Here is a 3364-nt window from a genome sequence, read left to right on the forward strand (position 1 = left end):
GCTACGAGAAAACCGCGCGCTCCTTCCTTGGCGTGCTCTGCCTCGCAGCCACCGCAGACTGGATCAAAGTCACCAAGCTCTAACAAGCCTTAGCATTACAGTTGCGGTCGTCGCTTCAGATGAGCGCGTTGGACGCCGGCCTGATGGGCACGGCGCCAGATTGACCAGGCGAGGACGAGCGCGGGTCTGATGCGGCGCTGGCAGAGACGTCCTGCGATGCGCCGGATCTCCTGAAGGGACCAGCGGACGAGCGGCGGGCCGCGCGACTCACGCGAGGCGGGGTTTGCTCTGCTGCTGCGTTCGCGCGATGGCGTGCCACCGTGAGGACGGCGAACGCGAGCATCACGAGAGAGATGTGTCGGTGCCAGCCGTGCCAGGAGCGGGTCTCGTTGTGGTCGAGCCCGAGCTCGTTCTTCGCCGTTTCGAACGCGTCCTCGATGGCCCAGCGGCGGCCCTCGACGGCGACGAGTGTTTCGAGCGAGGTGCCGGTCGGGCACCAGGTGGTGAAGTAGGCGAGCTCGCCGTCGGCGACGTGGCGACGGATCAGCAGGCCGCGGGTCCAGAGACCTTCATAGCCGCTGACGTAGGCGTCGGCCTCGAGGTCGGCGAGCTCGAGGTAGGCCCAATCGTGCAGCCGCGGCCCCTTCGTACCCTCACCCGCGGAGAGGCGGCGCCAAGCCGAGGATGGCAGCGCAGCTGCGATCTCCGCGGCCGAACCGACGACCTCGGGTTTGCCGATCCAGGAGTTGAAGTCGTGCGCTCCCGTGACCCCGAGCACGTAACCCCGGCCCGCGCGACGCAGTGCCATCTCGATCTCGCTCACACCGTAGACGGTGTCGGCCGCCACCCACGCGAAGGGCACGCCAGCCTCGATCGCGCGCTCGACCATGGTGCGCGCGATCCGAGGCTTGGTGGCGAACTCGACCTCCTCCGGTACATGCGCTGCGGCGCGCCGAGCCGGGTCGTTGGTCCAAGCCTTCGGAAGGTAGAGCGCGCGGTCGATGAGCGCATGACCGTGCCGGGAGACGTAGGCAAGGAAGACCCCGATCTGGCAATTCGTGATCTTGCCAGCCGAGCCGGTGTACTGCCGCGCGACGCCGCAGGACAGCTTGCCCTGCTTGAGGAAACCCGTCTCGTCCACGACGAGCACGGCATCCGCATCGCCGAGTGTCTCCAGCGCATACTCGCGCACGACGTCGCGCAGGGCGTCCGCCTCCCATCGGCCCCGGCCGAGGATGGCCTGCTGCCGCCATGGGCCCGGGTCGCCTGCGGCCTCGGCCCGCATCCAGCCCGTCTTGCGCCGCTCGGCACCAAGCAGGCCATCGAGGAACAGCCCCGCCGAGCGCGCCATCCGCTCCTGCAAAAACAGGGGCCGCATTCGCGCCTTGGCTTCTCGCAGCGACGAGGCCCACAGCTCCAACGCCACCTCGAAGGACGCACCCGTCATCGCGCTCGCTCCACGGCTCAAGCCAGCGGAGCAGATCACCTCCCGAACCGCAACTGTAATGTTAGGCTTCTCCGCTCTGGATGGCGCTTACGGATTGGGCCGGCCGACGGCCCTGTTCCATAGTCTTGAGCGCTTTGCGGCCAGCTTCCCAAGCCTCTTGGGCACTTCGATAGCGGGCTTCCGACGTGTAGACCCTGGTTGAGCGGCCCTCGACATGGATGGCCCATCCCCATGGTGCTGGTGGACGGGCTAGATGTTGAACCTTTAGCTCAAATACGGGACGCGGTTCGATGACCCCGTTGGGGTAGATTAGGCTCGTGCTCATGTCGCTGGCATAAGCCGCCGGAGAGGCACGCAACAGTGCCTCTGTGTTCAAGTTCAGCGGCAGGGTGGAAAGCTGGTCATCACGGGTTCTCCTGGCCTGCCGAGCTGCGGCGGCTAGACTTATCGCTACCGTTCGACCGCGGAACCATGATCGGCTCGATGGTCACAGGTGCTACGCCTTGTTCGCGCATACCAAGGTCATCAGCAGCACGCGGAGCCACGTCGAGGATTCTGCCTGGCACATATGGGCCACGGTCCTCCACCCTAACGATAGTCTCTCGCTTGGTCTGGCGATTTCTCACCCGAGCGACAGTGCCAAGTGGCAAGCTGCGGCTCGCGGCTATGTTTGAGTTCGGATTGAAGGGACGTCCATTCGCCATTTTGCGGCCATTGAACTGCCGGCCGTAATAGGATGCTCGCCCATGCTGTTGCCGCCCCGAATGATCGATTACCTCATGCCCTGGCTTGAGCCTGGCACCAGAAGCTGGCGAGCCCCGACGCGTTCTTGCATGGGCATAGTGGCTCGGGCGATGCATGGACCGGGCGCTGCTGACTGGCCGATTTGGAGCGGCTTGGGCCGAGGCGGCGCGATGACGCTCGCTGGCAGCGTCAGCCGGCACCGTCCAGCCATGTCCAAGCAGCGCACAGATGATCACTACACCAAGTCGACGCATCGGCAGTCTCCCATTTACACAGACGCACACTTGGGGGCCGGGTTCGATGGCCGCTCCTTCTACGACCTCGGCATGGGCGAAACGGTGCCAGAAGTCAGGAGGCCCTACTAACACCGCGTGCGCTGCGTCAATCCACGAGATCAAAGACGCCATGCCTGTGCCAAAACTTGATCACAAGGGAACTTGAACAACCTCAAGTAGAAAAGAGTGCGTTTCTAGCTTGTGCTCGCGCAGACCTATCTCTGCCGTCCCCAACGGCAGCCTGCGCCAGGATCCGGCGCCTCATGCGAGGAGCAGCCCCCCGTGCCGCTTGACGCCACTAGCTTTAATAACAATCGTCCCCGCCCAATCCAGACCCCCTGCTTAGACGAAGCAGAACGCCAAGCGGCCGCGTGCTTTGGACCTCAGCTGCAGGCAATCCTGGCGGGGACGCCAACGATTGACCCAGCCTTTGTAGTCATCGCGCACCTCTCCGCTGGAGTTGCTGGTGCAAGCTTTCGGCTTGCACCACAGGGACAAGTGGACGCCATCCCGCGCCTTGGCGAGACTGTGGTTGCGTGTGTGCCTGCCGGAATACCAAGCTCGCCGACAGAGCGCCGGGCCTTGTCGCTCCGTATTGCATCAGCTGCTGCAGGAGCTTGGCGTCAGCGCTGTCAGATCGAACGGCTCGGCTTCAACGCAAGTTAGTAGACAAGCCTGAGGTCGGCGATCTGCGACGGTGGCGCCTTCTGGTTGGTGCAGCATAACGAGCACCTCCTGCTGCTTGATGCCGTCGCGCGGCTTGCGGGGTCGGGTAAACCCCAGTCCTTTCAGCTACCGCGTCGTCCTAAGAACCTATCCCGGTAGGGCATGTCGCCAGGTGATGATGGCGAGCGCGAGGTGGAGCAGCGCGAGGTAGTTGGCGGACTTCTTGGCCCAG

2 protein-coding genes are annotated in these 3364 nt (G+C 64.4%); both read right to left on the reverse strand.

Annotation, left to right across the window (positions count from 1 at the left end; all coding sequences use genetic code 11):
• Positions 1-115: 115 nt before the first annotated feature.
• On the reverse strand, positions 116-1447 hold the full coding sequence (locus BLR02_RS28010) for an IS701 family transposase (RefSeq protein WP_456303810.1): 1332 nt from the start codon (positions 1445-1447) through the stop codon (positions 116-118).
• A 404-nt stretch (positions 1448-1851) separates the two neighbouring features.
• Positions 1852-2598 (reverse strand): septal ring lytic transglycosylase RlpA family protein, encoded by a 747-nt coding sequence (locus tag BLR02_RS31035; protein WP_342670596.1) that lies wholly within the window; start codon positions 2596-2598, stop codon positions 1852-1854.
• Between the last annotated feature and the right edge of the window lie 766 nt (positions 2599-3364).

This window comes from Belnapia rosea (genome assembly GCF_900101615.1).
GTDB lineage: Bacteria > Pseudomonadota > Alphaproteobacteria > Acetobacterales > Acetobacteraceae > Belnapia > Belnapia rosea.

What these genes read in the sequence shown, in the direction of transcription:
- BLR02_RS28010 (WP_456303810.1), bottom strand. Translation starts at nt 1,447, where the DNA reads ATGACGGGTGCGTCCTTCGAGGTGGCGTTGGAGCTGTGGGCCTCGTCG.
- BLR02_RS31035 (WP_342670596.1), bottom strand. Translation starts at nt 2,598, where the DNA reads ATGGCGTCTTTGATCTCGTGGATTGACGCAGCGCACGCGGTGTTAGTA.